This window comes from Lutimaribacter pacificus, assembly GCF_900142185.1.
In the GTDB taxonomy this organism is placed as follows: Bacteria; Pseudomonadota; Alphaproteobacteria; order Rhodobacterales; family Rhodobacteraceae; genus Lutimaribacter; species Lutimaribacter pacificus.
Window position 1 is genome coordinate 156,101 of record NZ_FQZZ01000008.1, and the last position, 22,648, is coordinate 178,748.

37 protein-coding genes are annotated in these 22,648 nt (G+C 63.5%); 1 reads left to right on the forward strand and 36 read right to left on the reverse strand.

Annotated features, from left to right (window positions below):
- Positions 1 to 190: 190 nt before the first annotated feature.
- The 26 genes from F3H87_RS17945 to F3H87_RS18070 all read right to left on the reverse strand — a co-directional run bounded on the left by F3H87_RS17945 (position 191) and on the right by F3H87_RS18070 (position 16,719).
- A complete protein-coding gene (locus F3H87_RS17945) occupies positions 191 to 901 on the reverse strand; it encodes an ATP12 family chaperone protein (protein WP_149789026.1) in 711 nt (236 codons plus the stop codon).
- The gene (locus tag F3H87_RS17950; RefSeq protein WP_149789025.1) at positions 898 to 1,581 is read right to left on the reverse strand and encodes an HAD-IA family hydrolase; all 684 of its coding nucleotides are present in this window, start codon (positions 1,579 to 1,581) and stop codon (positions 898 to 900) included. The genes F3H87_RS17945 and F3H87_RS17950 overlap by 4 nt, the downstream gene beginning before the upstream one ends.
- On the reverse strand, positions 1,578 to 2,624 hold the full coding sequence (locus F3H87_RS17955; RefSeq protein ID WP_149789024.1) for an RluA family pseudouridine synthase: 1,047 nt from the start codon (positions 2,622 to 2,624) through the stop codon (positions 1,578 to 1,580). The genes F3H87_RS17950 and F3H87_RS17955 overlap by 4 nt, the downstream gene beginning before the upstream one ends.
- Positions 2,621 to 2,998: a fluoride efflux transporter CrcB gene (crcB, locus tag F3H87_RS17960; protein WP_149789023.1), complete on the reverse strand. Its 378-nt coding sequence runs from the start codon at positions 2,996 to 2,998 to the stop codon at positions 2,621 to 2,623. The genes F3H87_RS17955 and crcB overlap by 4 nt, the downstream gene beginning before the upstream one ends.
- 47 nt (positions 2,999 to 3,045) lie before the next feature.
- Entirely contained in the window at positions 3,046 to 4,362 is a 1,317-nt protein-coding gene (locus tag F3H87_RS17965; RefSeq protein ID WP_149789022.1) for a replication-associated recombination protein A, read from the reverse strand.
- Positions 4,363 to 4,365: 3 nt separating this feature from the next.
- Complete coding sequence (locus tag F3H87_RS17970) at positions 4,366 to 5,745, reverse strand: trypsin-like peptidase domain-containing protein (protein WP_149789021.1); 1,380 nt, start codon at positions 5,743 to 5,745, stop codon at positions 4,366 to 4,368.
- A 137-nt stretch (positions 5,746 to 5,882) separates the two neighbouring features.
- Positions 5,883 to 6,305, reverse strand: a complete 423-nt coding sequence (gene rplQ / locus F3H87_RS17975) for a 50S ribosomal protein L17 (protein ID WP_149789020.1) — start codon at positions 6,303 to 6,305, stop codon at positions 5,883 to 5,885.
- 130 nt (positions 6,306 to 6,435) lie between these two features.
- Complete coding sequence (locus F3H87_RS17980) at positions 6,436 to 7,452, reverse strand: DNA-directed RNA polymerase subunit alpha (protein WP_149789019.1); 1,017 nt, start codon at positions 7,450 to 7,452, stop codon at positions 6,436 to 6,438.
- A 112-nt stretch (positions 7,453 to 7,564) separates the two neighbouring features.
- Entirely contained in the window at positions 7,565 to 7,957 is a 393-nt protein-coding gene (rpsK, locus tag F3H87_RS17985) for a 30S ribosomal protein S11 (protein ID WP_149789018.1), read from the reverse strand.
- A gap of 15 nt (positions 7,958 to 7,972) precedes the next feature.
- Positions 7,973 to 8,341 carry a 30S ribosomal protein S13 gene (rpsM, locus tag F3H87_RS17990; RefSeq protein ID WP_149789017.1) on the reverse strand — a complete coding sequence of 123 codons (369 nt, stop codon included), beginning with the start codon at positions 8,339 to 8,341 and terminating at the stop codon, positions 7,973 to 7,975.
- Between the two features lie 191 nt (positions 8,342 to 8,532).
- Positions 8,533 to 8,865 (reverse strand): DUF6693 family protein, encoded by a 333-nt coding sequence (locus tag F3H87_RS17995; RefSeq protein WP_149789016.1) that lies wholly within the window; start codon positions 8,863 to 8,865, stop codon positions 8,533 to 8,535.
- A 142-nt stretch (positions 8,866 to 9,007) separates the two neighbouring features.
- On the reverse strand, positions 9,008 to 9,652 hold the full coding sequence (locus tag F3H87_RS18000; RefSeq protein ID WP_149789015.1) for an adenylate kinase: 645 nt from the start codon (positions 9,650 to 9,652) through the stop codon (positions 9,008 to 9,010).
- Positions 9,649 to 11,010 carry a preprotein translocase subunit SecY gene (gene secY / locus F3H87_RS18005; protein ID WP_149789014.1) on the reverse strand — a complete coding sequence of 454 codons (1,362 nt, stop codon included), beginning with the start codon at positions 11,008 to 11,010 and terminating at the stop codon, positions 9,649 to 9,651. Before secY ends, F3H87_RS18000 begins: the two co-directional genes overlap by 4 nt.
- A 108-nt stretch (positions 11,011 to 11,118) precedes the next feature.
- On the reverse strand, positions 11,119 to 11,589 hold the full coding sequence (gene rplO, locus F3H87_RS18010) for a 50S ribosomal protein L15 (protein WP_149789013.1): 471 nt from the start codon (positions 11,587 to 11,589) through the stop codon (positions 11,119 to 11,121).
- A 203-nt stretch (positions 11,590 to 11,792) separates the two neighbouring features.
- Positions 11,793 to 11,981 (reverse strand): 50S ribosomal protein L30, encoded by a 189-nt coding sequence (gene rpmD, locus F3H87_RS18015; RefSeq protein WP_090029596.1) that lies wholly within the window; start codon positions 11,979 to 11,981, stop codon positions 11,793 to 11,795.
- Between the two features lie 2 nt (positions 11,982 to 11,983).
- Positions 11,984 to 12,559, reverse strand: a complete 576-nt coding sequence (gene rpsE, locus F3H87_RS18020) for a 30S ribosomal protein S5 (RefSeq protein ID WP_149789012.1) — start codon at positions 12,557 to 12,559, stop codon at positions 11,984 to 11,986.
- A gap of 13 nt (positions 12,560 to 12,572) precedes the next feature.
- Positions 12,573 to 12,932, reverse strand: a complete 360-nt coding sequence (gene rplR, locus F3H87_RS18025) for a 50S ribosomal protein L18 (protein WP_149789011.1) — start codon at positions 12,930 to 12,932, stop codon at positions 12,573 to 12,575.
- Between the two features lie 11 nt (positions 12,933 to 12,943).
- Positions 12,944 to 13,477: a 50S ribosomal protein L6 gene (gene rplF, locus F3H87_RS18030; protein ID WP_149789010.1), complete on the reverse strand. Its 534-nt coding sequence runs from the start codon at positions 13,475 to 13,477 to the stop codon at positions 12,944 to 12,946.
- Positions 13,478 to 13,487: 10 nt separating this feature from the next.
- Complete coding sequence (rpsH, locus tag F3H87_RS18035) at positions 13,488 to 13,880, reverse strand: 30S ribosomal protein S8 (RefSeq protein WP_149789009.1); 393 nt, start codon at positions 13,878 to 13,880, stop codon at positions 13,488 to 13,490.
- 13 nt (positions 13,881 to 13,893) lie between these two features.
- Complete coding sequence (gene rpsN / locus F3H87_RS18040) at positions 13,894 to 14,199, reverse strand: 30S ribosomal protein S14 (protein WP_149789008.1); 306 nt, start codon at positions 14,197 to 14,199, stop codon at positions 13,894 to 13,896.
- 19 nt (positions 14,200 to 14,218) lie between these two features.
- On the reverse strand, positions 14,219 to 14,782 hold the full coding sequence (rplE, locus tag F3H87_RS18045; protein ID WP_149789007.1) for a 50S ribosomal protein L5: 564 nt from the start codon (positions 14,780 to 14,782) through the stop codon (positions 14,219 to 14,221).
- Positions 14,775 to 15,086 (reverse strand): 50S ribosomal protein L24, encoded by a 312-nt coding sequence (gene rplX / locus F3H87_RS18050; protein ID WP_149789006.1) that lies wholly within the window; start codon positions 15,084 to 15,086, stop codon positions 14,775 to 14,777. The genes rplE and rplX overlap by 8 nt, the downstream gene beginning before the upstream one ends.
- Position 15,087: 1 nt before the next feature.
- Complete coding sequence (rplN, locus tag F3H87_RS18055; RefSeq protein ID WP_067550492.1) at positions 15,088 to 15,456, reverse strand: 50S ribosomal protein L14; 369 nt, start codon at positions 15,454 to 15,456, stop codon at positions 15,088 to 15,090.
- A 105-nt stretch (positions 15,457 to 15,561) separates the two neighbouring features.
- Complete coding sequence (gene rpsQ / locus F3H87_RS18060; protein ID WP_149789005.1) at positions 15,562 to 15,792, reverse strand: 30S ribosomal protein S17; 231 nt, start codon at positions 15,790 to 15,792, stop codon at positions 15,562 to 15,564.
- 12 nt (positions 15,793 to 15,804) lie between these two features.
- Positions 15,805 to 16,005 carry a 50S ribosomal protein L29 gene (rpmC, locus tag F3H87_RS18065; RefSeq protein WP_149789004.1) on the reverse strand — a complete coding sequence of 67 codons (201 nt, stop codon included), beginning with the start codon at positions 16,003 to 16,005 and terminating at the stop codon, positions 15,805 to 15,807.
- A 228-nt stretch (positions 16,006 to 16,233) separates the two neighbouring features.
- Positions 16,234 to 16,719, reverse strand: a complete 486-nt coding sequence (locus F3H87_RS18070; protein WP_149789003.1) for a bacterioferritin — start codon at positions 16,717 to 16,719, stop codon at positions 16,234 to 16,236.
- A 141-nt stretch (positions 16,720 to 16,860) separates the two neighbouring features.
- Here F3H87_RS18070 and F3H87_RS18075 point away from each other — a divergent pair, with 141 nt between their 5' ends.
- Positions 16,861 to 17,481, forward strand: a complete 621-nt coding sequence (locus F3H87_RS18075; protein ID WP_149789002.1) for a 2OG-Fe(II) oxygenase family protein — start codon at positions 16,861 to 16,863, stop codon at positions 17,479 to 17,481.
- Positions 17,482 to 17,589: 108 nt separating this feature from the next.
- Here F3H87_RS18075 and rplP read toward each other — a convergent pair whose 3' ends face one another.
- The 10 genes from rplP to F3H87_RS18125 all read right to left on the reverse strand — a co-directional run.
- Positions 17,590 to 18,003 (reverse strand): 50S ribosomal protein L16, encoded by a 414-nt coding sequence (gene rplP, locus F3H87_RS18080; RefSeq protein ID WP_149789001.1) that lies wholly within the window; start codon positions 18,001 to 18,003, stop codon positions 17,590 to 17,592.
- A gap of 12 nt (positions 18,004 to 18,015) precedes the next feature.
- Positions 18,016 to 18,723, reverse strand: coding sequence for a 30S ribosomal protein S3 (gene rpsC, locus F3H87_RS18085; protein WP_149789000.1), 708 nt, complete (start codon positions 18,721 to 18,723; stop codon positions 18,016 to 18,018).
- The gene (rplV, locus tag F3H87_RS18090; RefSeq protein ID WP_149788999.1) at positions 18,723 to 19,103 is read right to left on the reverse strand and encodes a 50S ribosomal protein L22; all 381 of its coding nucleotides are present in this window, start codon (positions 19,101 to 19,103) and stop codon (positions 18,723 to 18,725) included. Before rplV ends, rpsC begins: the two co-directional genes overlap by 1 nt.
- Positions 19,104 to 19,106: 3 nt before the next feature.
- Entirely contained in the window at positions 19,107 to 19,385 is a 279-nt protein-coding gene (rpsS, locus tag F3H87_RS18095; protein WP_104018659.1) for a 30S ribosomal protein S19, read from the reverse strand.
- A 3-nt stretch (positions 19,386 to 19,388) separates the two neighbouring features.
- Positions 19,389 to 20,231, reverse strand: a complete 843-nt coding sequence (rplB, locus tag F3H87_RS18100; protein ID WP_149788998.1) for a 50S ribosomal protein L2 — start codon at positions 20,229 to 20,231, stop codon at positions 19,389 to 19,391.
- Positions 20,232 to 20,383: 152 nt separating this feature from the next.
- Positions 20,384 to 20,680: a 50S ribosomal protein L23 gene (locus F3H87_RS18105; RefSeq protein ID WP_149788997.1), complete on the reverse strand. Its 297-nt coding sequence runs from the start codon at positions 20,678 to 20,680 to the stop codon at positions 20,384 to 20,386.
- A complete protein-coding gene (gene rplD / locus F3H87_RS18110; protein ID WP_149788996.1) occupies positions 20,677 to 21,294 on the reverse strand; it encodes a 50S ribosomal protein L4 in 618 nt (205 codons plus the stop codon). The genes F3H87_RS18105 and rplD overlap by 4 nt, the downstream gene beginning before the upstream one ends.
- Entirely contained in the window at positions 21,291 to 22,133 is an 843-nt protein-coding gene (rplC, locus tag F3H87_RS18115) for a 50S ribosomal protein L3 (protein ID WP_149788995.1), read from the reverse strand. Before rplC ends, rplD begins: the two co-directional genes overlap by 4 nt.
- Before the next feature lie 14 nt (positions 22,134 to 22,147).
- The gene (gene rpsJ, locus F3H87_RS18120; protein ID WP_005621947.1) at positions 22,148 to 22,462 is read right to left on the reverse strand and encodes a 30S ribosomal protein S10; all 315 of its coding nucleotides are present in this window, start codon (positions 22,460 to 22,462) and stop codon (positions 22,148 to 22,150) included.
- 81 nt (positions 22,463 to 22,543) lie between these two features.
- The coding region (locus F3H87_RS18125) for an EF-Tu C-terminal domain-related protein (protein WP_149788994.1) at positions 22,544 to 22,648 on the reverse strand (105 nt) is incomplete at its 5' end.

The window sequence follows — 22,648 nt, forward strand, 5'->3', positions numbered from 1 at the left end:
TCCGCCCGTTTTTTTACAAAGCGGTTTGCACGCCCCCGTTTTCCGGGGCCGCACGCGAAACTGTAGAGGAGGTTTCCCCCCTGTCAGCGCCATAACTTTGGAAGGATTCATCACCAAAGGTCAAGTAAACTATCCCGATAAATGATGAATCCGGCCTGCTGACTTCAGGGCAATCGGGCGCCCCGCCCGATCAGGCGGCACATTGATCGAAGAACCGTTTGGCGTGCAGAAACGCCGCGCGCTTGCGGTCGGCGTGCTCTGCCGCTTCCTCGTCGGCACCCCATTGTTCGATCTGCCACGCCTCGTCGATACGCGAGATGTCCCACGCCTCCGACACCTCCAGACGGTCGCGCGCGGTGGCGAACCCCAGGATCAGCGAGCCCGACAGGCTGACCAGATCGTGCAGCGCGGTCAGGCGGAACGCATCCAGCCCGTGCACCGCGTCGCGCAGCCGGGCCATGGCTGCGTCGGGCTGCGCCACGTGCATGACCCCTTGTGCCACCACCAGCCGGGCGCCCAGATCGGTGGCCGCCCAGTCCAGCAGCGGGTCCCACGCCGCCGCCTGCCGCGCGACCAGCTCGGCCGGCCCCTCGGCGCGATAGCACAGCAGGTCGCTGTCGCCGTATTCGGCGATCATGGCGGCCACCTCGGCATGTTGCACGCGCACCTTGTCGATCGCGGCATTGGCCGAGCGGGTAAAGGGCATGGTGTTCGGGTCGATCACGCCCTCCTGCGCGTCCCATTCGGCGGCGATGGCCTCGGCCATCGCGCGGGCGGGCACCACCAGCGGCGCCTTGGCGGGGGTGCGCACGGGCCGGTCATCCAGGTGCACGGCAAAACCGCCGTCCTGCGCGGTCACGCCCGCCTCTTTCCAGAACCGTTTGGCCTTCCATTCGCTCACGCCACGCTCTCCCACAGCTCGTCGAGGCAGAGGGGCAGCGCATCGAAGCTGTCGATCACCCGGACCGCCTGCCCCTGCAAATCCCGTGCCGGGTGATAGCCCCAGGAAACCCCGATGCCACGCGCCCCGGCGGCGCGGGCCATCTCCATGTCGAACACGGTATCGCCGACAACCACGGTATGCGCCGGGTCGATCCCGGTTTCCGCCATCGCCGCCAGCACCATCGACGGGTGCGGTTTCGACGGGTGATGATCGGCCACCTGCTCGGTCACGAAACGCCCGCGCAGCCCGTGGCTGTCGAACAGCGCATCCAGACCGCGCCGCGATTTTCCGGTGGCGACGCCCAGCAGGTATTCGTCGCGGCCGCCCAGTGCCTCCAGCACCGCCAGCGCACCGGGATAGAGCGGCGAGGACGCCGCGCCCTTGGCCGCGCGCAAACCGACATAGCTGTCCTTGTAGGCCGTCACCATCATGTCGTGATCACGCACGCCCAGCCCCGGCGCCAGCCGCGTCATCGCCACCTCGAGCGACAGCCCGACGATGCCCAGCACCGCGTCCCGCGCGGGCACCGGATGGCCCACCGCGTCGAAGGCCGCGGTCATCGAGGCCACGATATCGCCCTGGCTGTCCACCAGCGTTCCGTCCACGTCGAACAGGATCAGGCGCAGCGGGCCGCTCATCTGAGCGCCTCAAACGGGTCTTCGGCGGCGATATCCTCGGCCCAGCCCAGGGTGTCCCAGCTATGTTTCATATGCTCGGGCAAGGGGGCGGTCACGGTGATTTCCTTGCGGGTGACGGGATGTTCGAACCGCATCATGCGGGCGTGCAGGTGCAGCTTTTTGGAGATGATCCCGCCAAGCTGCGCGCCCCAGCCGTCGCCCAGGTTTTCCTGCCCCGAACCGCCGTATTTGCCGTCGCCGACGATCGGGTGACCGATTTCGGCCATATGCGCGCGCAACTGGTGGGTGCGGCCGGTGATCGGCTCCAGCGCCACCCAGGACGCACGGCTGGCCACGCGATACAGCGTGGCATAAAGCGTATGCGCCCGTTTCGCGCCGGGCGTCTTGTCCATGTCGCGGGGATGGACGCACAGCATCTTTTCGCCCTCGCCCTGCGCGCCGTGCCCGCGGGCCTTGACCAGCCCATAGCGGATTTCGCCCAGATAGGGCGTGGGCACGCCTGCCACCAGCGCCCAGTAGATCTTGCGCGTTTCCTTGTGCCGCATCGCCGCGGTCAGCGCCTGCGCCGCCGCGCGGGTGCGGGCCAGCAACAGCACGCCCGATGTGTCCTTGTCCAGCCGGTGCACGAGGCGCGGCTTTTCCTCAAACCCGAAGCACAGCGCCTCGGCCAGCCCGTCCACATGCTTCGTCTGCTTGCTGCCGCCCTGCGTAGGCAGGCCCGGCGGCTTGTTCAGCGCGATGATGTGATCGTCCATGTAGATCACGCAGTCGCGGATCATCCGGGCATCGGCGTCCGAGACGCGGGTTTTCGCCTGCGGCGCCGGTTGCGTGCCCGGATCGGGCAAGGGCGGGATGCGCACCTGCTGGCCCGCCTGAACGCGGGTATTGGCCTTGACCCGGCCACCGTCCACCCGCAACTCGCCCTTGCGGCACATCTTTTCGACCATGCCTTGCGTGACCTGCGGAAACAGGCGCTTGATCCAGCGGTCCAGCCGCTGATCGGCATCGCCTTCGGCGATGGTGACGGTCTGCACCCCGGTCATTGAAACACCCCGCGCGTCATAAGCATCGCCAGCACGATTGCACCCAGCGACAGGATCACCGATGCGGCGATGTAAAACCCCGCCTGCATGGTCTGGCCGCGCTCGATCAGGGTAATGGTATCCAGCGAAAAGGCCGAAAAGGTGGTGAACCCGCCCAGAACCCCGGTCATCAGCAGCGGCGCCAGCCGCGTCGCGTCCTTGTGCGCCAGCACCACGACCAGAACCCCCATCAGGAACGAGCCCACGATATTCACCGCCAGCGTGCCCCAGGGAAATCCCGGCCCGATCAGGCGCATGGTTGCGACCCCGGTCAGATACCGGGCCGAGGCGCCGAGCGCGCCCCCGAGTGCAACCTGCCATAACGTGTGGATCATGCGCGTCTCCCTGTGCGCTGCCCGCGCGAAAGTCAAGCCCGCAAGGGTCAGCCACCGCGTTTGGCGCGCAGGTTGACGAACCAGTCCAGCCGCTTTTTCAACTCGCGCTCGAACCCGCGTTCGACCGGCTGGTAGAACACCGGGCGCTTCATATCCTCGGGAAAATAGTTCTGCCCGGAAAACCCGTCCTCGGCATCGTGGTCATAGGCATAGCCGGCACCGTATCCTTCGTCCTTCATCAACCGGGTGGGCGCGTTCAGGATATGCTTGGGCGGCGGTGCGCTGCCGGATTTCTTGGCCTGCGCGCGCGCCGCCTTGTAGGCGACGTAACCCGCGTTCGATTTCGGCGCCAGCGCCAGGTAGATCACCGCCTGCGCCAGCGCCAGCTCGCCCTCGGGGCTGCCCAGCCGTTCATAGGTTTCCCAGGCGTGCAGGCACACCGTCTGCGCCTGCGGATCGGCCAGCCCGATATCCTCGACCGCCATGCGGGTAACGCGGCGGGCCAGGAAACGCGGGTCTTCGCCCCCCTCCAGCATCCGCCCGAACCAGTAGAGCGCGGCATCCGGGTCCGAGCCGCGCACCGATTTGTGCAGCGCCGAGATCAGGTTGTAATGCTCGTCCCCCGACTTGTCGTATTTCGCCGCGCGCCGCATCAGGCGGGTGGTCAGCTGGTCGGTGTTCAGCTTGCCGTCGACCTTCCATGCCGCCACCTGCTCGATCAGGTTCAGCAGCGCCCGGCCATCGCCATCGGCCATTTCCAGCAACGCCTCGCGCGCGGGGCCGTCCAGCGGCAGGGCCTTGTCCAGCTCACGCTCGGCCCGTTGCGCCAGCAGTTCGAGGTCGGACAGTTCCAGCCGCTTCAGCACCAGAACCTGTGCCCGCGACAAAAGCGCGGCATTCAGTTCGAAACTGGGGTTCTCGGTCGTGGCGCCGACCAGCAGGATGGTGCCATCCTCCATATGCGGCAGGAACCCGTCCTGCTGGGCCTTGTTGAAGCGGTGGATCTCGTCGACGAACAGCAGCGTGCCCTGACCGTTCGCATGGCGGTGGCGGGCGGCCTCGAACACCTTTTTCAGGTCGGCGACGCCGGTGAAGATCGCGCTGATCTGGACGAAATGCAGGTCGGTTTCGCGCGCCAGCAACCGCGCGATGGTGGTCTTGCCCACCCCCGGCGGCCCCCAGAAGACGATCGAGGACAGCGCCCCCGAGGACAGCATGACGCCCAGCGGCGCCTCGGGGCCAAGCACCTGGTCCTGCCCGATCACCTCGTCCAGCGATTGCGGGCGCAGCCGGTCGGCCAGCGGGCGGGGGCCCTTCGCCCCGCCGCCGCCCGCATCGGGCACGGTATCGAACAGATCGCCCATGCGTCAGAGCCGCGCGCGCATGACGATGCGTTGCAGCCCGCGCTGCACATCCAGCGAAAGCGCGCGCATATCGGCCGAAAGCGCGCGGTCTGCATCCGCCGTGCTGGCGATCTCGTCGCCGTTCACGGCGCGGATGATGTCGCCCGGACGCAACCCGATGCGCGCGCCATAGGGCCCCGGTTCATCGACCAGCACGCCATCGGCGCCCAGCGGCAGGCCGTATTCGGCGATCACCGCGGGGTTGAGGTTGCTGACCACCAGCCCCGGCAGCACCGTCCCCTCGCCAAGCGCGCGCTGGTCGCGCGGCGGATCGTCGGGCGCGGCGATCATGGCGACCGTCACTGTCTCTTCCTGCCCGTCGCGCAGGCGGGTAACCTGCGCCTTGCCGCCCAGCCCGGCGACGGCCATGCGGAACACCATTTCGGGTGCGGAATTCACCGGCTCACCGTCCACCGCCGTGATGATGTCGCCGGGCGCGAAACCGGCGGTGAGAAACGGGCTGGCCGGGTGCAGGGCCGAGATCACGATGCCCTCGGGGACGGGCAGGCCCAGCGAGGCCGCGATATCGGCATCCACCGGCTGCCCGCTGACACCCGCCCAGGGTTTTTCGAACCGTTCGGCCCCGGCCTGCGCCTGGCGCACGAATTCGGCCACAAGGTTGGCCGGGATGGCAAAGCCGATTCCGTTCGACCCGCCCGAGCGCGTCAGGATCGAGGTATTGACCCCGATCAGCCGGCCCGCCGCGTCGATCAGCGCCCCGCCGGAATTGCCGGGGTTGATGGCCGCGTCGGTCTGGATGAAATAGCCGCGCGCATTGCCCCGCGCGCCCCCCGAGCGGGCAAGCCCCGACACGATGCCGCTGCTGACGGTCTGGCCCACGCCGAACGGGTTGCCGATGGCCAGCACCAGTTCGCCCACCTCGACGCTGTCGCTGTCGCGCAGGGGCAGCACCGGCAGATCCTGCGCGTTCTCGACCTGCAGGACGGCCAGGTCGGCCTCTTCATCGCCAAGGATCACCCGCGCGCTGTATTCGCGGCGGTCGGCCAGAACCACGCGGATATCGGTCGCCTGCCCCACCACGTGAAAATTCGACACCACCAGCCCGTCAGCCGACAGGATCACCCCCGACCCGAGCGAGTTCTGCACCCGTGGCCGTGTCTGGCCGAAATCGCGGAACAGGTCACGAAAGAACGGATCGCTCTGAAACGGGCTGACGCGCGATTCCACCACGCGCCGGGCATAGATGTTCACGACCGCGGGGGTCGCGCGTTTCACCAGCGGTGCGAAGCTGAGCGTGATTTCAGCCGGGGATTGCGGCACGCGCGGGGTTTCCGCCCAGGCGGGCACGGCAAGAACGATCAGGATCAGCAGGCTGCGGAGCATATCGGGCCTTCCTCTGTTCGGATGCTTCCCGATATGTCCGCGCATCGCCCCCATTGCAAGCCATCCGCCCCCGGCACCGCAAAAGAAAAGGCCCCGCCACATGTGGCGGGGCCCGGCCAACGGTCGAAACCGCGGGATCATTCTTCGTCGGCGGCCTCTTCGGCGGCGACGCGGGCCTTGTCGGCGGCACCCTTGGCATCAAGGTCACGATCGACGAATTCGATGATCGCCATCGGTGCCATGTCGCCATAGCGGAAACCGGCCTTGAGGATGCGGACATAGCCGCCCTGGCGGTCCTTGTAGCGCGGGCCCAGAACGTCGAACAGCTTGGCCACGAGGGCGTCCTGCTTGAGACGCGATGCCGCCTGGCGGCGGGCGTGCAGATCACCACGCTTGGCCAGCGTGATCATCTTTTCCACGATCGGGCGCAGTTCCTTGGCCTTAGGCAGGGTCGTCTTGATCTGCTCATGCTCGATCAGCGAGCCGGCCATGTTGGCCCACAGGGCCTTGCGGTGTTCGTGGGTGCGGTTGAGGCGGCGATAGCCTTTTGCGTGACGCATTGTCTTACTCCTTCGGTGCCCTCTACGGGCGGTTTTGCTTTGTCTGGCCGGCGATGCGTGTCACCGGCTCTCCTTGGGGCGTCATGCCCGGTTTTGCGGCTGGCCGGGCATCGCGCCCGGCCTTGCCAAATCAGAACTGGTCTTCGAATTTCTTGGCCAGGTCTTCGATGTTGTCCGGCGGCCAATCCTCGACATCCATGCCCAGGTGCAGGCCCATGCCCGACAGCACTTCCTTGATCTCGTTCAGCGACTTGCGGCCAAAGTTCGGCGTGCGCAGCATTTCTGCCTCGGTCTTCTGGATGAGATCGCCGATATAGACGATGTTGTCGTTCTTCAGGCAGTTGGCCGAACGCACCGACAGTTCCAACTCGTCCACCTTCTTGAGAAGCAGCGGGTTGAATTCCAGCCCGTCGTCCTCGTCCTGGCGGCCAGCGGATTCGGGTTCTTCGAAGTTCACGAAGATCGAAAGCTGGTCCTGCAGGATGCGCGCGGCATAGGCCACCGCGTCCTCGGGCGTGACCGAACCGTCGGTTTCCACCTTCAGCGTCAGCTTGTCGTAATCCAGCACCTGCCCCTCGCGGGTGGGCTGCACGTCATAGCTGACCTTCTTGACCGGGGAATAGATCGCGTCGATGGGCATCAGGCCGATCGGCGCATCCTCGGGCTTGTTCTTGTCTGCGGCGACATAGCCCTTGCCGGTGTTGACCGTCAGTTCCATGTAGACATCCGCGCCCTCGTCGAGGTGGCAGATCACGTGGTCCTTGTTCAGCACCTCGATGCCGGCGCTGTCGCTGATGTCGCCGGCGGTGATGACGCCCGGCCCCTTGGCATTGATCGACAGGCGCTTGGGCCCTTCGACTTCCATGCGCAGGGCGACGCCCTTGAGGTTCAGAACGATGTCGGTCACGTCCTCGCGCACACCGGCGACGGACGAGAATTCATGCAGCACGTTGTCGATCTGCACACTGGTGATGGCCGCGCCCTGAAGGCTCGACAGCAGGATACGGCGCAGCGCGTTGCCCAGCGTCAGGCCAAAGCCGCGTTCCAGCGGTTCGGCGATAACGGTGGCCTGACGGGTCGGATCGTTGCCCGGCTTGACGTCCAGCTGCGTCGGCTTGATCAGCTCTTGCCAGTTCTTGTGGATCATGCGTCCCTCCATTCCTGTTTCGTCCCCATGTCCAAAAGGCCGAAACGCCCGAGGTTGAAATGACGGACTGGGGCCGCGCGTTTCGCACAGCCCCAGCCATTGAAATGCTGGATCAGACCCGGCGACGTTTCGGCGGGCGACAGCCGTTATGGGCAATCGGCGTCACGTCACGGATCGACGTGATGTTGAAGCCGATGGCGGCCAGCGCACGCAGCGCCGATTCACGGCCCGAACCGGGGCCCTGCACTTCGACTTCCAGCGTCTTCATGCCGTGTTCCTGCGCCTTGCGGCCGGCGTCTTCGGCGGCCAGCTGTGCGGCGTAGGGGGTCGACTTGCGCGAGCCCTTGAAGCCCATGGTGCCGGCCGACGACCACGAGATCGCGTTGCCCTGCACGTCCGAGATCAGGATCTTGGTGTTGTTGAAGCTGGAGTTCACATGCGCGACGCCAGCTGCGATGTTCTTGGAGACCTTTTTCTTGCCCCCGCGACGGGTATCACGTGCCATTGCTGCGGACCTCCCTTACTTCTTCTTGCCGGCGATGGGCTTTGCGGGGCCCTTGCGCGTGCGTGCGTTGGTGTGGGTGCGCTGACCGCGCACGGGGAGGTTGCGGCGATGGCGCAGACCGCGGTAGCAGCCCAGGTCCATCAGGCGCTTGACGTTCATCTGCACTTCGCGGCGCAGGTCGCCTTCGACGGTATAGTTGGCGTCGATATGTTCACGAACGGCCAGCACTTCGGCATCGCTCAGTTCGTTTACGCGACGGGCCGCGTCGATGTTGACGGCTTCGCAGATCGCCCGGGCCGATGCCGGGCCGATGCCGTGGATATAGGTGAGTGCGATGGGCACCCGCTTGTTGGTCGGGATGTTTACGCCGGCAATACGTGCCACGTTATCTTTCCTTTCGTTGCGGTTCCGTAGTTCCAGAACCTTTTTTCACAACGGAGGCCCGAGGCTTTGCCATCGGGCCACAGCTGATGTCGAGGTGGTGGGATTCCCGCAAGGGGAATCACCCGCATGTGGCGGGATAGGGCTGAATAGGGGCAAAAGGTGGAAGCGTCAAGACCCCATCCCAAGATCATTCAGACCTCGGTAACTTTCACCGCGTTCAAGAGCCGTTTGATAACGGCAGGCCAATAAATGAGATAGGCGAGGCCCAGCGTTACGATTGTCAGCAGGAACCAAACCAAAGCGTGGCCCAGAATATCGGCAAAGTTCACTTCGACCGAAAGCTTGCCGATTTTGATACCGTCACGGTCTGTCAGGTAGGTTCTGTTGATCGGTGCCTTCAGGAAATAGTAGGGCAACACAAACAATGCCAAACCAAGCGTGACTATGGAAAGCAAAATCCAGATTATGAGTTGGCCGATTGCCTCAGCTACCGAAAACTCGCACTTGAAACCGTTACCGATCATTTATCCGTTTCCTTCCTCGTTGTTGTTCATCGCTCATTAACTCTGAGCGATTCCCGTTTTAGGAGAATTCAACAAGGAAGAACACGCAAAAAGCGCGCCCGAAGGCGCGCATTTCGATACGACATTTACAAGGTCTGCAGGCCTACTGAAGCGCCCTGGCGATTTCCGCCTTCACGGCGTCGATCTCGCCCAGGCCGTCGACCGTGGTCAGGTCGCCCTTGGCATAGTAATAGCCGATCAGCGGGCTGGTCTTCTTGTAGTATTCCATCAGGCGGTTGCGAAGGCTGTCTTCGTTGTCGTCCGCCCGGCGTTTGAACTCGGCCTTCTGGCCGCAATTGGTGCAGACACCGTCCGCCGGGATCGGCTTGGTGATGTCGTTATAGACCTCGCCGCAATTGCCGCAGGTCGAGCGCGCGGTGATGCGGCTGACAAGCGCGTCGTCGTCCACCTTCATCTCGATCACGGCATCCAGCGTCTCGCCGGTTTCCGCCAGCAGGTCGGCCAGCGCATCGGCCTGGGCCAGCGTGCGCGGGAATCCGTCGAAGATGAAGCCGCCCTTCTTGTCGCCCTGCAGTTTCTCGCGGATCAGCCCGATCACGATCTCGTCGGTCACCAGTGCGCCGCGCGCCATCACCTCGGCCACGACCTTGCCCATCTCGGTGCCGCTGTCCTTGGCCTCGCGCAGCATGTCGCCGGTGGACAGCTGGATCATGTCGCGTTCGTCCACCAGGATACGTGCCTGCGTGCCTTTGCCCGCGCCCGGCGGGCCGAGAAGGATGATATTCATCGGCGTGCTGTCCCTTTTTTCCGCTTCTTGCCGCCCTTGCCGCGCAGCTGCGATTTCTCGATCAGCCCCTCATACTGGTGGGCAAGCAGATGGCTTTGCACCTGCTGGATCGTGTCCATCGTCACCGACACCACGATCAGAACCGACGTGCCGCCGAAATAGAACGGGATCGACAGCTGGCTGCGCAGGATTTCCGGCAGCAGGCAGACCGCGGCCAGGTAGGCCGCGCCCAGCACCAGAACGCGGTTCACCACGTATTCAAGGTATTCGGCAGTCTTCTTGCCCGGACGGACGCCGGGAACGAAACCGTTCTGGTTCTTCAGGTTGTCGGCCACCTCGTCGGGTTTGAAGGCGACGTTGAAGGTATAGAAATAGGCGAAGAACACGATCATCAGCGTGAAGAACGCCAGGTAAAGCGGCTGCCCCGGCCCGAAATAGGCCAGGATCGTCGACATGATCGGGTTGGTCTGGTTGCCCGAGAAGGTGCTGATCGTCGTCGGCAGCAGCAGCAGCGAGCTGGCGAAGATCGCGGGGATCACGCCCGACGGGTTGACCTTGACCGGCAGGTGGCTGGACCCGCCGTCATAGACCTTCATACCCACCTGGCGGCGCGGATACTGGATATGGATCTTGCGCAGCGCGCGTTCCATGAACACCACGAAGGCGATCACGACGATCACCATCAGGATCACGCCCACGATCACCGCCGGGCTGAGCGCGCCCGAGCGACCCTGGCTGAGGAACTGCGCCAGCGCGGCGGGCAGTTCGGCGATGATGCCGACGAAGATGATCAGAGAGATGCCGTTGCCGATGCCCCGGGCGGTGATCTGTTCGCCCAGCCACATCAGGAACATGGTGCCGCCCACCAGCGTGATGACGCAGGAGGCGCGGAAGAACAGGCCCGGATCGGTCACCAGGTCGCCGGTTTCAAGGCTGACGGCCAGGCCGTAGGCTTGCAGCGTGGCCAGGAACACCGTGCCGTAGCGGGTGTACTGGTTCATCTTCTTGCGGCCCTGCTCGCCCTCTTTCTTCATCTGCTCCAGCGCGGGCACCATCGAGGCCAGCAGCTGCACGATGATCGAGGCCGAGATATAGGGCATGATGCCAAGGGCAAAGATACCCATCCGCCCAAGCGCACCGCCGGTGAACATCGACAGGATGCCGCCAAGCCCGGCTGCCGCGCCTTCCATGAAGTCGCGCAATGCCTGACCGTCGATCCCCGGCACCGGAATGAAGGTGCCCAGGCGATAGACGATCAGAAGCCCGAGGGTGAAAAGGATGCGGTTGCGAAGATCGGTCGCTTTGCCAAGGGCGGCCCAGCTGGTGTTCGCCGCCATTTGTTCTGCTGCAGATACCATGCGGTCTCTCTCTAGCGCGAACGCCGCCCGACGCGTCTTCCGGCGTCAGGCGGCGTCATTTGGAAAACTGGGACCTATGTAAGCGGCGCGGTGGCCACCCACAACCCGTTATTCGGCTGCCTGCGCGGTTGTGACCGTCAGCGAACCACCGGCCTTTTCGACCGCAGCGATGGCGGATTTCGACGCGCCGGTCACCTCGATCGTCAGCTTGGCGCTGACATCGCCCTTGGCCAGAACGCGGACACCGTCGAGCTTGCGGCGCACCAGGCCGCTTTCGATCAGCGCATCCTCGGTGATCTTGCCGGCATCCAGTTTCTTCTCGTCGACGAACTTCTGGATCAGGCCGAGGTTCACCACGGCGAATTTCTTGCGGTTGGGCTTGTTGAAGCCGCGCTTGGGCAGGCGCTGGTAGAGCGGCATCTGGCCGCCTTCATAGCCCTTGATGGCCACGCCCGAACGGGATTTCTGGCCCTTGATACCACGGCCACCCATCTTGCCCTTGCCCGAGCCCGGGCCACGGCCGACGCGCATCCGTTTCTTGGTGGCGCCTTCGTTGTCGCGCAGTTCGTGAAGTTTCATGTCGCTTCTCCTAAGCCGGAACCGACCCCGAAGCGAACGGGCCGGACGCGGCGTTTCTTGGTTATATGAGTCGTGGCGCAATCGGCCACCGGGGGCGTATAGACGGGACGGTTGTGCATTGCAAGTCCCGCAAAGGCAAACGCCCCGGCCATTCCTGACCGGGGCGCTCAATCTCATGCGCCGGACATTAGCCCGGCACCGGCTCAGCCGCGTTCTTCGACGATCTCGACCAGATGCGGGATCTTGGCGATCATGCCGCGGATTGCCGGGGTATCTTCCAGCTCACGCGTCTTGTGCATCTTGTTGAGGCCGAGCCCAACCAGCGTCTGGCGCTGCTTGGCGGGGCGGCGGATCGGGCTGCCGATCTGCTTGACGACGATGGTCTTGGCCATGCTCATGCCTCCTCAGCGACTTGGGCGCTTTCCTGCGGCGCGTCTTCGCGCTTGGGCAGGATGTCGGCGACCTTCTTGCCGCGGCGCTGCGCAACCGAGCGGGGCGACTGCTCTTGCTTGAGGCCGTCCAGCGTGGCGCGGATCATGTTGTAGGGGTTCTGCGACCCGACCGACTTGGCGACCACGTCCTGGATGCCCAGCATCTCGAACACGGCGCGCATCGGACCACCGGCGATGATACCGGTACCTTGCGGTGCGGTGCGCATGACCACCTTGCCGGCGCCCCAGCGGCCCTGCACGTCGTGATGCAGCGTCCGGCCTTCGCGCAGCGGCACGCGGATCATCTGGCGCTTGGCCTGTTCGGTCGCCTTGCGGATGGCTTCGGGCACTTCTTTCGCCTTGCCCTTGCCAAAGCCCACGCGGCCTTTCTGGTCGCCCACGACCACCAGGGCTGCAAAGCCGAAACGCTTACCACCCTTGACGGTCTTGGATACGCGGTTGATCGCTACGAGACGATCGGCGAATTCCGGTGCTTCGTCGCGGTCGCGACGGTCGCGGCGGTTGTCTTCTCTTGCCATATCTGTCGTCTCCTTAGAACTTCAGGCCGCCTTCACGCGCAGCGTCGGCCAGAGCCTTCACCTTGCCGTGAAACAAAAAGCCGCCACGATCGAAGTAGCACTCTTCGACACCAGCCTTCTTGGCGCGCTCGGCGATTGCCGCGCCCACCTTGGCCGCTGCCTCGACGTTGTTCTTGCCCGCAAGGCCCAGATCCTTCTCGAGCGAGGAGGCCGAGGCCAGGGTGCGGCCCTGAACGTCGTCGATCAGCTGCACGCTGATGTTCTTGTTGCTGCGATGAACGGACAGGCGCACGCGACCCGCGTTTGCCTTCCGCAATTTGTTCCGGACGCGCAGGCGGCGCTTCTGGAACAGGATTCGTTTGCTGTTTGCCATCTGTCGCGTCCTTACTTCTTCTTGCCTTCCTTGCGGAAGATGTACTCGTCCTTGTACTTGATCCCCTTGCCCTTGTAGGGCTCGGGCGCACGCCATTCGCGGATATTGGCCGCGACCTGGCCGACGAGCTGCGGGTCATCGCCTTCGATCACGATCTCGGTCTGCTTCGGGCAGGTCACGGTGACCCCCTGCGGCACGTCGAAATCGACATCGTGGCTGTAGCCGAGCGACAGTTTCAGGGTGTTGCCCTGCATCTGTGCACGATAGCCGACGCCGTTGATCTCAAGCTCTTTCTTGAAACCGTCGGTGACGCCCCTGACCATGTTGGCGACCATCGTGCGGCTCATGCCCCACTGCTGGCGCGCGCGCTTGGACTTGCCGCGCGGCGTGACCGTCACGGTGTTGTCCTCGATGGCGATGGTAACGTCATCGGTGGCGGTGAAGCTTTGCGTGGCCTTGGGGCCCTTCACCTCGATGGTCTGGCCGGACAGGGTGGCGGTGACACCCGAGGGCAACTCGACCGGTTTTTTCCCAATACGAGACATTTGCTCCTCCTTAGAACACCGTGCAGATGACCTCGCCGCCGACATTGGCAGCGCGGGCATTTGCGTCCGACATCACGCCCTTGGGCGTGCTGACAATCGACACGCCGAGGCCCTGACGGACCTGCGGGATGTCCTTGACACCCATGTAAACGCGGCGGCCGGGCTTGGAGACCCGCTTGAGCTCGCGAATGACGGGGGTGCCGTCGAAATACTTCAGGCTGATTTCCAGCGTCGGATGGCCGTTGGCATCCGTGCCGCTTTCATAGCCGCGGATGTAACCCTCGTCCGCCAGCACGTCCAGAACCCAGGCACGCAGCTTCGAGGCCGGCGTGGAAACGATGGACTTGCCGCGCATCTGCGCGTTGCGGATACGGGTGAGCATATCGCCGATAGGATCGTTCATATCACTCTCTCCCTTACCAGCTCGATTTCACCATGCCGGGAATCTGGCCGTGCGAGCCAAGCTCCCGCAGCATGATCCGGCTCACCTTGAGCTTACGGTAGTAAGCGTGGGGGCGGCCGGTCAGCTGGCAGCGGTTGTGCAGACGGGTGGGCGAGCTGTTGCGGGGCAGCCCGGCCAGCTTCAGGGAGGCGCGGAAACGCTCTTCCATCGGCTTGGACTCGTCCTTGATGACTTCTTTCAGCGCGGCGCGCTTTTCGGCGTATTTCGCGACGAGGCGCTGACGCTTCTTTTCGCGTTCGATCATTGCTTTCTTAGCCATGTCTCTATCCTCTCCGCGATTAGCTGTTGAAGGGCATGTTGAAATGCTTCAACAGCGCCTTTGCTTCCGCATCCGTGGGCGCGGTGGTGGCGATCACGATGTCCATGCCCCAGACCTCGTCGACCTGGTCGAAGTTGATCTCGGGGAACACGATGTGCTCCTTCATGCCCATGGCATAGTTGCCGCGGCCGTCGAAGGATTTGCCGGACACGCCGCGAAAGTCGCGGATACGCGGCATCGCGATGGTGATCAGGCGGTCGAGGAATTCGTACATCCGGTCGCCGCGCAGGGTCACCTTGGCCCCCATCGGCATACCTTCACGAACGCGGAACCCTGCGATCGAGTTCTTGGCGGTGGTGATCAGGGCCTTCTGGCCGGCGATCATCGACAGGTCTTCCTGCGCCGATTTCGCCTTTTTCGAATCCTTCACAGCCTCGGCGCCACAGCCGATGTTCAGAACGATCTTGTCCAGACGCGGGATCTGCATGTCGTTCTTGTAGCTGAACTCTTCCTTCAGCGCGGCGCGGATCTGATCCTTGTAAAGCGCCTTGAGGCGCGGAGTGTAGGTTGCCGTATCAAGCATCGATCACGTCCCCCGTGGTCTTGGCAAAACGGACCTTCTTGTCGCCTTCGAGCCTGAAGCCGACGCGGGTCGGTTTGCCGTTCTTGTCGACGATCGCCAGGTTCGACAGGTCGATCGGCATCGCCTTGGGCAGGCGGCCGCCCTGGCTGGTCTGGCTCTGGCGGGTGTGACGGATGGCCATGTTGATGCCATCGACAACGGCCTTGCCCGCCTTGGGGTCGACCGAGGTGACGGTGCCCTGCTTGCCCTTGTCCTTGCCGGACAGGACAACAACCTTGTCACCGGATTTCAGTTTCGCAGCCATCTTACAGCACCTCCGGGGCGAGCGAGATGATCTTCATGAAGTTCTTGGCGCGCAGTTCGCGGACGACCGGGCCGAAGATACGGGTGCCCACGGGCTCACCGTTGTTGTTGAGGATCACCGCGGCGTTGCGGTCAAAGCGGATTGCGGTGCCGTCTTCACGACGGACTTCCTTGGCGGTGCGAACGACGACGGCCTTGCGCACGTCGCCCTTTTTCACACGGCCGCGCGGAATGGCTTCTTTCACCGAAACGACGATGATGTCGCCAACCGACGCATAGCGGCGGTGCGAACCGCCCAGAACCTTGATGCACTGCACCCGGCGCGCGCCGGAGTTGTCAGCAACATCCAGATTGGTCTGCATCTGGATCATTGGGTTTCTCCCGACCTATGGGGGGCGTCATTGCCATATCCCCAGGGTTTCGTTCAAACCGGAAGGTATGTCCCGGAATGGTCGTGGCGCCCGAAGGCGCCGCGATCAGCCTGTGACAACCTCCCAGCGTTTGGTCTTCGACTTCGGCGCACATTCCTGGATGCGGACGGTGTCACCGACGTTGAACTGGTTGTTCTCGTCATGCGCCCGGTACTTTTTCGACTTGCGAATGGTCTTTTTCAGAACCGGGTGGGTAAAGCGGCGTTCGACCAGGACCGTCACGGTCTGACTGTTCTGGTTCGCGGTCACGGTGCCTTGGAGAATACGTTTGGGCATCTGTCAGGCTCCTTACTCTGCCGCCGCTTGGGCTTTTTCGTTCAACACGGTCTTCACGCGCGCGATATCGCGGCGCACCCGGCGCATACGGGCGGTGTTTTCCATCGCGCCGGTCGCCTGCTGGAAGCGCAGGTTGAAGGATTCTTTCTTCAGGCTGGTCAGCTCGTCACGCAGCTGATCCGGCGTCTTGTCACGCAGTTCGGTGGCGTTCATCGCCTTGTTCCTTTCTCAACATCACCGGAGGGCCCGATGGGTCACCCTGATTCCGGTGGAGTTCTGGTGAAGGCTGCGCAATACACGGGGTTTCCCGGGTTGGCAACCCCCGGCATCCGATTTCCTGCCATTGCGGCGCCGCGCGACGCAAGGACCGCGCCTGCACCGAGGCAGGACGCGGCCTGTTTCCGTTTCTGTCAGGGAAGGACATCCCTCGTCACGGGGGCCTCAGCCCTCATCGTCTTCGCCGGCAGACATGTATTTCGATGCGTAACGCTCTTCACCAAGCCGGTCGATCAGGCCAAGCTGCTGGTCGAGCCAGTTCGCATGGCCGACCTCGTCGATGGCGATTTCCTCGAACAGCGCCCTGGAGGCCAGGTCGTTCGCCTCGTAGGCGTCCTTGGAGGCCTTGGTGTAGAAGGCGACAGCCTCCTTTTCATCGTCGAGGTCCGACTGGAACATGCCGGTCAGGGATTTGGCGATCTTCGGTGTATTGGCAAAGGCCATTTCCGGCTCGCCGCCGAGATCGAAAATCCGCTCGAGAAACCGGTTCGAATGCACGGTCTCCTCGGCGAACTCCTCGCGCATCTTCGCGGCCAGCCTGTCGATCCCCCAGTCATCCAGAACATGCGCGTGCAGTTGATACTGGTGCGCCGCGGTCAGCTCCATCTGGAGGGCAGTGTTGAGGTGTTTGAGGACAGTTTCATTAGCCATTCCGGCCTCCTTTTTATAACCATTCTAATATAGGAATTACCCGATATGATAGCCACCCTGCCCGGCACTTTTTTATGGTCTTTCCAGTGTAATAACGCCATAACTTCCGCCTGCGTTCCAGTTTTGATTCAGCGGGCTCACATGGCACAGATCGACTCCCTCTTCGTCACCCGCCTGTACCGGGCATCGCTCAACGATCACGGCCCCGGCGTCGATCCGCAGGAACTGGCCGCGTCGTGCTATTCCATCGCCGAGGATGACGAGGCGGGCCAGGACTGGTGCGAGGCGAACGGCTATCCCGGCTATACCTCCTACGCCTCGCTGACCGACCTGCCCTGGCGCTTTCCGGTCTTCGCCGACATCGTGACCGCGCTGGATGCGCATGTGGCGGATTTTGCCGAAGACCTGGAATTCGACCTGGGCGACGGCAAGCTGGTGCTTGAGGATCTGTGGATCAACATCCTGCCCGAGGGCGGAATGCACGCCAGCCACATCCACCCGCATTCGGTGATCTCGGGCACAACCTACGTGCAGATGCCCGACGGCGCCTCGGCGCTGAAACTGGAAGACCCGCGTTCCGCCCGGATGATGGCCGCCCCCACCCGCCGCAAGGGCGCGCGACGCGAATTGCAGCCCTTCGTCTACGTCAAACCGGCGGTGGGCGACGTGCTGCTGTGGGAAAGCTGGCTGCGCCACGAAGTGCCGATGAACATGGCCGGGGACGAGCGCATCTCGGTGAGTTTCAATTACAAGTGGGAGTGACGGGGGGCGACCCGCCTACCCTTGCTCCTGCAAAAAAGAAAAACCCCGCCGGTTTCCCGACGGGGGTTTCTTTTGGTTTCATGGGGCGGGGTTTCCCCCGCCGCACGATTACCAGTCTTCGCGGACCACGATCCGGCTCTTGATCGGCAGCTTCATCGCGGCGAGGCGCAGGGCCTCGCGGGCGATCTCTTCGTTCACGCCGTCGATCTCGAACATCACGCGGCCGGGCTTGACCTTGCAGGCCCAGTAATCGACCGAACCCTTACCCTTACCCATCCGAACCTCGGTGGGTTTCGACGTCACGGGCGTATCGGGGAAGATACGGATCCAGACGCGGCCCTGGCGCTTCATGTGGCGGGTCATCGCGCGGCGTGCCGCCTCGATCTGACGCGCGGTGATGCGCTCGGGCTGGACGGCCTTGAGGCCATAGGTTCCGAAGTTCAGGTCAGACCCGCCCTTGGCTTCGCCATGGATACGGCCCTTGTGCATCTTGCGGAATTTAGTGCGCTTTGGTTGAAGCATTGTCTTCTCTCCTTAGCGGCGGCCGCCGGCGCCACGGGGCGCGGGACCATCCTGGAGTTCCTGCTGACGGCGATCGCGGGCACTGGGATCGTGCTCCATGATCTCGCCTTTGAAGATCCAGACCTTGATGCCGATGATGCCATAGGGCGTAGACGCCTCGGCCAGGGCATAGTCGATATCGGCGCGCAGGGTGTGCAGCGGCACACGGCCTTCGCGATACCACTCGGTCCGTGCGATTTCGGCACCGCCCAGACGGCCGGCGACGTTCACCCGGATGCCCAGGGCGCCCATGCGCATGGCGTTCTGCACCGACCGCTTCATCGCGCGGCGGAAGCTGACCCGGCGTTCCAGCTGCTGGGCGATCGATTCCGCCACCAGCTGCGCGTCAAGCTCGGGCTTGCGCACTTCGACGATGTTGAGGTGCAGTTCGCTGTCGGTCATGGCCGACAGTTTCTTGCGCAGAACCTCGATATCGGCGCCTTTCTTGCCGATGATGACACCGGGACGTGCGGTGTGGATCGTCACGCGGCACTTCTTGTGCGGACGTTCGATGATCACGCGGGCCACGCCGGCCTGCTTGCACTCTTCCTTGATGAACTCGCGGATCTTGACGTCTTCCAGCAGAAGATCGCCGAAATCCTTGGTGTCGGCGTACCAGCGGCTGTCCCAGGTGCGGTTGACCTGAAGGCGCATACCGACCGGATTTACTTTATGACCCATTAGGCTTGCTCCTCAACTTGACGCACCGTGATGGTGAGTTCCGAGAACGGCTTCATGATCTTGCCGAACCGGCCACGTGCCCGCGGACGGCCACGCTTCATCACGAGGTTCTTGCCCACATAGGCCTCGGCGACGATCAGCTCGTCGACGTCCAGGTTGTGGTTGTTCTCGGCGTTGGCGATTGCGGACTGAAGGCATTTCTTCACGTCCACGGCGATCCGCTTTTTCGAGAAGGTCAGGTCGTTCAACGCCTTGTCGACCTTCTTGCCACGGATCATCGCGGCGACGAGGTTCAGTTTCTGCGGGCTGGTGCGAAGCATACGGACCTTGGCCATCGCTTCGTTTTCTGCCACGCGGCGGGGGTTTTTTGCCTTGCCCATGACTTACTTCCGCTTCGCTTTCTTGTCGGCCGCGTGACCATAGTAGGTCCGCGTCGGCGAATACTCACCGAACTTCTGGCCGATCATGTCTTCGGATACGTTCACCGGAACGTGCTTGTGGCCGTTATAGACGCCGAACGTCAGGCCCACGAACTGGGGCAGGATCGTCGAGCGGCGCGACCAGATCTTGATGACTTCGTTGCGGCCGCTTTCGCGTGCTGCCTCGGCCTTTTTCAGGACGTAAGCATCGACGAACGGGCCCTTCCAAACAGAGCGAGACATATGTTAGCGCCCCTTCTTCTTGGCGTGCCGCGAGCGGATGATCAGCTTCGAGGACGCTTTGTTCTTGTTGCGGGTGCGTGCACCCTTGGTCGGCTTGCCCCAGGGCGTCACCGGGTGACGACCACCCGAGGTCCGGCCCTCACCACCGCCGTGGGGGTGGTCGATGGGGTTCATGACCACGCCGCGGACGCTGGGGCGGATGCCCTTGTGGCGCATGCGGCCGGCCTTGCCGTAGTTCTGGTTGCTGTTGTCGGGGTTCGACACGGCACCGACGGTGGCCATGCATTCCTGGCGCACCATCCGCAGCTCGCCCGAGGACAGGCGGATCTGCGCATAGCCGCCATCGCGGCCGACGAACTGGGCATAGGTGCCCGCGGCGCGTGCGATCTGGCCGCCCTTGCCGGGCTTCAGCTCGATATTGTGGACGATCGTACCGATCGGCATCCCCGAGAACGGCATCGCGTTGCCGGGCTTGATGTCCACCTTGGCGCCGGCCACGACCTTGTCGCCCACAGCCAGACGCTGCGGTGCCAGGATATAGGCCTGTTCGCCATCTTCATATTTGATCAGCGCGATAAAGGCGGTCCGGTTCGGGTCGTATTCGATCCGTTCGACGGTGGCCGCCACATCGAATTTGGTGCGTTTGAAATCGACGATCCGGTAGAGGCGTTTCGCCCCGCCCCCGCGACGACGCGAGGTAATCCGCCCGGTGTTGTTGCGGCCGCCCGATTTCGTCAGACCCTCGGTGAGGGATTTGACGGGACGTCCTTTCCACAGCTCCGAACGGTCGATCAGCACCAGCCCGCGCTGGCCCGGCGTCGTCGGCTTGTACGACTTGAGTGCCATGCTTTCTGTCTTCCGTTAGCAAACGGCGAGGCTTGCCCCGCCTATGTTGATAGCCCCCCGCAGGTGGCCGATGATATAGGGCCCCGAAGGTCCCCGGTTCAAACGACCATGGCCCCGGTGCACCGGGGCCATGGAAGATTCGTGGCTTCCTATCAGAGACCGGTGGTCACGTCGATAGTGTTTCCCTCTTCAAGGGTCACATACGCCTTCTTCACGTCCTTCCGCTTGCCCATCTGGCCGCGGAAACGCTTGACCTTGCCCTTGGTGATCGTGGTGTTGACCGCCTTGACCTTCACACCGAAGAGGCTTTCGACGGCCTCCTTGATCTGGGGTTTGGACGAGTCGATCGCCACCTCGAACACCACCGCGCCGTTCTCCGAGGCCATCGTCGACTTCTCGGTGATGATCGGCTTGCGGATCACGTCGTAATGTTCTGCCTTCGCGCTCATTTCAGACGAGCCTCCAGTGCTTCGACACCCGCCTTGGTGATCACCAGGGTGTCACGCTTGAGGATGTCATAAACGTTTGCGCCCATCGACGGCAGAACGTCCAGACCTTCGATGTTGCGGGCAGCGCGGGCAAAGCCCTCGTTCACCTGAGCACCATCGATGATCAGCGCCCGCTTCCAGCCCAGGTTCTTGACCTGCTTGGCCAGGGCGGCGGTCTTGCCATCGCTTTCGGCCGCGTCGATCACGACCAGTTCGCCCGCCTTGGCCTTGGCCGACAGCGCATGGCGCAGGCCGAGCTTGCGGAACTTCTTGGGCAGGTCATGGCCGTGGCTGCGCGGGGTCGGACCCTTGTAGATGCCACCCTTGCGGAAGATCGGCGCGTTGCGGTCGCCGTGGCGTGCGCCACCGGTGCCCTTCTGGCGATAGATCTTCTTGGTCGAGTAGCTGGTTTCCGACCGCGTTTTCACCTTGTGGGTGCCGGCCTGCGCGTTGTTGCGCTGCCAGCGGACGACACGGTGAAGGATGTCGGCGCGCGGCTCGAGCCCGAACAGGTCGTCGGACAGATCCACGGACCCGGCCTTGCCGCCGTCCAGTTTGATCACGTCGAGTTTCATTCCTCGCCTTCCTTCTTCTCAGCCTCGATGTCAGCCTCGGCCTCTTTCAGCGCGGCGTCCTGCTGCGCGGCTTCCTCGGCAAGACGTGCCTCTTCTGCGGCCTTGGCCTCTTCCTCGGCCTGGCGTGCAGCTTCCTCGGCGGCCTTGGCGGCGGCATCGGCTGCCGAACGCAGGGCCGCGGGCAGGATCGCGTTCTCGGGGAACGGCTTTTTCACCGCATCCTTGATCGTCACCCAGCCGCCCTTGGAACCGGGAACGGCGCCCTTGACCATGATCAGGCCACGACCGGAATCGGTTTTCACGACCTGCAGGTTCTGCGTGGTCACGCGGGCAGCGCCCATGTGGCCGGCCATCTTCTTGCCCTTGAAGACCTTGCCGGGGTCCTGACACTGACCGGTCGAACCGTGCGAGCGGTGGCTGATCGAAACACCGTGCGAGGCGCGCAGACCGCCGAAATTGTGCCGTTTCATGGCACCGGCGAAGCCCTTACCGATCGAGGTGCCCGTCACGTCGACGAACTGCCCTTCGAAGTAATGGTCGGCGGTGATTTCCTCACCGACGCCGATCAGGTTCTCGGGATCGACCCGGAACTCGGCCAGCTTCCGCTTGGGCTCGACCTTGGCGGCGGCGAAATGGCCGCGCATCGGCTGCGAGGTCCGCTTGGCCTTGGCCGTGCCGGCGCCCAGCTGGACGGCGCTGTAGCCGTCTTTCTCGGCGGTGCGCTGCGCGACCACCTGCAGCGTGTCCAGCTGCAGAACGGTCACCGGCACCTGCTTGCCGTCTTCCTGGAAGATACGGGTCATGCCGATCTTCTTTGCGATAACACCAGAGCGCAACATGTTCCTTGCCCTCCTTACGACTGCAGCTTGATTTCGACATCCACGCCGGCGGCGAGGTCGAGCTTCATCAGCGCGTCCACCGTCTGCGGGGTCGGATCGACGATGTCGAGCAGACGCTTATGCGTGCGGATCTCGAACTGATCGCGGGATTTCTTGTCGACGTGAGGGCCACGGAGAACCGTGAACTTCTCGATCTTGTTCGGCAGCGGAATGGGCCCGCGCACCTGTGCGCCGGTCCGCTTGGCCGTGTTGACGATTTCCTGCGTGCTGGCATCCAGTACGCGGTAGTCAAAGGCCTTGAGCCGAATGCGAATGTTCTGGCTTTGCATGTTTTAGCCTTTCGCGGCATTGGAGTTGATAGGAGGACCGGCGGCTCATCCGCCGGCCCTCGTCGAACCCGGAGGTTTTTCTTACTCGATGATTTTCGACACGACGCCGGCGCCGACGGTGCGGCCGCCTTCGCGGATGGCGAAGCGCAGGCCGTCTTCCATCGCGATCGGCGCGATCAGTTCCAC

Excerpts from the sequence above, each read along its gene's own strand:
- rplO (WP_149789013.1), bottom strand. The coding sequence starts at position 11,589 with ATGAAACTTCACGAACTGCGCGACAACGAAGGCGCCACCAAGAAACGG.
- rpsE (WP_149789012.1), bottom strand. The coding sequence starts at position 12,559 with ATGGCAAGAGAAGACAACCGCCGCGACCGTCGCGACCGCGACGAAGCA.
- rplE (WP_149789007.1), bottom strand. The coding sequence starts at position 14,782 with ATGCTTGATACGGCAACCTACACTCCGCGCCTCAAGGCGCTTTACAAG.
- rplC (WP_149788995.1), bottom strand. The coding sequence starts at position 22,133 with ATGTTGCGCTCTGGTGTTATCGCAAAGAAGATCGGCATGACCCGTATC.
- rplV (WP_149788999.1), bottom strand. The coding sequence starts at position 19,103 with ATGGGCAAGGCAAAAAACCCCCGCCGCGTGGCAGAAAACGAAGCGATG.
- secY (WP_149789014.1), bottom strand. The coding sequence starts at position 11,010 with ATGGTATCTGCAGCAGAACAAATGGCGGCGAACACCAGCTGGGCCGCC.
- rplF (WP_149789010.1), bottom strand. The coding sequence starts at position 13,477 with ATGTCTCGTATTGGGAAAAAACCGGTCGAGTTGCCCTCGGGTGTCACC.
- F3H87_RS17995 (WP_149789016.1), bottom strand. The coding sequence starts at position 8,865 with ATGATCGGTAACGGTTTCAAGTGCGAGTTTTCGGTAGCTGAGGCAATC.
- F3H87_RS18000 (WP_149789015.1), bottom strand. The coding sequence starts at position 9,652 with ATGAATATCATCCTTCTCGGCCCGCCGGGCGCGGGCAAAGGCACGCAG.
- F3H87_RS18075 (WP_149789002.1), top strand. The coding sequence starts at position 16,861 with ATGGCACAGATCGACTCCCTCTTCGTCACCCGCCTGTACCGGGCATCG.
- rplX (WP_149789006.1), bottom strand. The coding sequence starts at position 15,086 with ATGGCTGCGAAACTGAAATCCGGTGACAAGGTTGTTGTCCTGTCCGGC.
- rpsH (WP_149789009.1), bottom strand. The coding sequence starts at position 13,880 with ATGAACGATCCTATCGGCGATATGCTCACCCGTATCCGCAACGCGCAG.
- F3H87_RS18105 (WP_149788997.1), bottom strand. The coding sequence starts at position 20,680 with ATGAGCGCGAAGGCAGAACATTACGACGTGATCCGCAAGCCGATCATC.
- F3H87_RS17980 (WP_149789019.1), bottom strand. The coding sequence starts at position 7,452 with ATGATCCACAAGAACTGGCAAGAGCTGATCAAGCCGACGCAGCTGGAC.
- F3H87_RS17955 (WP_149789024.1), bottom strand. The coding sequence starts at position 2,624 with ATGACCGGGGTGCAGACCGTCACCATCGCCGAAGGCGATGCCGATCAG.
- F3H87_RS17950 (WP_149789025.1), bottom strand. The coding sequence starts at position 1,581 with ATGAGCGGCCCGCTGCGCCTGATCCTGTTCGACGTGGACGGAACGCTG.
- rpsN (WP_149789008.1), bottom strand. The coding sequence starts at position 14,199 with ATGGCTAAGAAAGCAATGATCGAACGCGAAAAGAAGCGTCAGCGCCTC.
- rplN (WP_067550492.1), bottom strand. The coding sequence starts at position 15,456 with ATGATCCAGATGCAGACCAATCTGGATGTTGCTGACAACTCCGGCGCG.
- rplD (WP_149788996.1), bottom strand. The coding sequence starts at position 21,294 with ATGAAACTCGACGTGATCAAACTGGACGGCGGCAAGGCCGGGTCCGTG.
- rpmC (WP_149789004.1), bottom strand. The coding sequence starts at position 16,005 with ATGAACGCCACCGAACTGCGTGACAAGACGCCGGATCAGCTGCGTGAC.
- rpsC (WP_149789000.1), bottom strand. The coding sequence starts at position 18,723 with ATGGGTCATAAAGTAAATCCGGTCGGTATGCGCCTTCAGGTCAACCGC.
- crcB (WP_149789023.1), bottom strand. The coding sequence starts at position 2,998 with ATGATCCACACGTTATGGCAGGTTGCACTCGGGGGCGCGCTCGGCGCC.
- F3H87_RS18070 (WP_149789003.1), bottom strand. The coding sequence starts at position 16,719 with ATGGCTAATGAAACTGTCCTCAAACACCTCAACACTGCCCTCCAGATG.
- rpsS (WP_104018659.1), bottom strand. The coding sequence starts at position 19,385 with ATGTCTCGCTCTGTTTGGAAGGGCCCGTTCGTCGATGCTTACGTCCTG.
- rplR (WP_149789011.1), bottom strand. The coding sequence starts at position 12,932 with ATGGCAAACAGCAAACGAATCCTGTTCCAGAAGCGCCGCCTGCGCGTC.
- rpsJ (WP_005621947.1), bottom strand. The coding sequence starts at position 22,462 with ATGCAAAGCCAGAACATTCGCATTCGGCTCAAGGCCTTTGACTACCGC.
- rplP (WP_149789001.1), bottom strand. The coding sequence starts at position 18,003 with ATGCTTCAACCAAAGCGCACTAAATTCCGCAAGATGCACAAGGGCCGT.
- rplB (WP_149788998.1), bottom strand. The coding sequence starts at position 20,231 with ATGGCACTCAAGTCGTACAAGCCGACGACGCCGGGCCAGCGCGGGCTG.
- rpsK (WP_149789018.1), bottom strand. The coding sequence starts at position 7,957 with ATGGCACGTGATACCCGTCGCGGGGGCAAGAAAAAGGTCTCCAAGAAC.
- F3H87_RS17965 (WP_149789022.1), bottom strand. The coding sequence starts at position 4,362 with ATGGGCGATCTGTTCGATACCGTGCCCGATGCGGGCGGCGGCGGGGCG.
- rpsQ (WP_149789005.1), bottom strand. The coding sequence starts at position 15,792 with ATGCCCAAACGTATTCTCCAAGGCACCGTGACCGCGAACCAGAACAGT.
- rplQ (WP_149789020.1), bottom strand. The coding sequence starts at position 6,305 with ATGCGTCACGCAAAAGGCTATCGCCGCCTCAACCGCACCCACGAACAC.
- F3H87_RS17970 (WP_149789021.1), bottom strand. The coding sequence starts at position 5,745 with ATGCTCCGCAGCCTGCTGATCCTGATCGTTCTTGCCGTGCCCGCCTGG.
- rpmD (WP_090029596.1), bottom strand. The coding sequence starts at position 11,981 with ATGGCCAAGACCATCGTCGTCAAGCAGATCGGCAGCCCGATCCGCCGC.